Below are 551 nucleotides of genomic sequence, written 5' to 3'. Positions count from 1 at the left end.
CGCGTCAGCGAGATCGCCAACACGGTCTCCGATAATGCCGGACGCGTTTCGAACGGCATGGACGAGGCAAATGTCTATGAGATCTTCGCCGGCGCCTGCGTGATCGGCAACTCCATCGACTTTCAGCCCAAGGGCCGCGTGGTGCTCTCCTCGCTACAGGAAAACGGACGGAAGGGCGGCAACAAGGGCCAGAAAATCGAATGGCAGCGTTGCTGGGGCGACAAGGCCGTGGGCTCGCAGTACGGCAACGAAGGCAAGGGAAAGACCGACGGCTCATTGCCCGATGGCATGGGCGCCGCAGGCCGTCAGATCATGTCGCTGAAAGGCAATGCGGTGATGTTTGTGGAAGTGTCCTACGACTACAGTCCGCTGTTCCTCAACGGCGTCATCAAGGCACACACGATCCGCTACGAAACCGCGTTCAACGTCCGCGATTCGCGCAATCGCACGATTTCCAATGCGCAGGGCCTGACCCGGATGTCCTGCTGACGACCAAAACAAATAGCCTTGGATATCTAGCCGTGGAATGCGAGAATTCTGTTGTGGCGGGT

The 551-nt window shown here is 58.8% G+C and carries 1 protein-coding gene; it reads left to right on the top strand.

The window, feature by feature from the left end; translation table 11 throughout:
* Window positions 1-489, top strand: a 489-nt coding sequence (locus tag F2B26_RS16850) for a pilus assembly protein (RefSeq protein ID WP_159811243.1), incomplete at its 5' end; no start/stop codon positions are given.
* Window positions 490-551 lie beyond the last annotated feature (62 nt).

Origin of the sequence: Cellulomonas citrea (genome assembly GCF_009829685.1) — a bacterium.
In the GTDB taxonomy this organism is placed as follows: domain Bacteria; phylum Actinomycetota; class Actinomycetes; order Actinomycetales; family Cellulomonadaceae; genus Cellulomonas; species Cellulomonas citrea.
The sequence above is the reverse complement of the archived record's forward strand: the minus strand, read 5'-3'. Positions and strand labels throughout refer to the sequence as shown.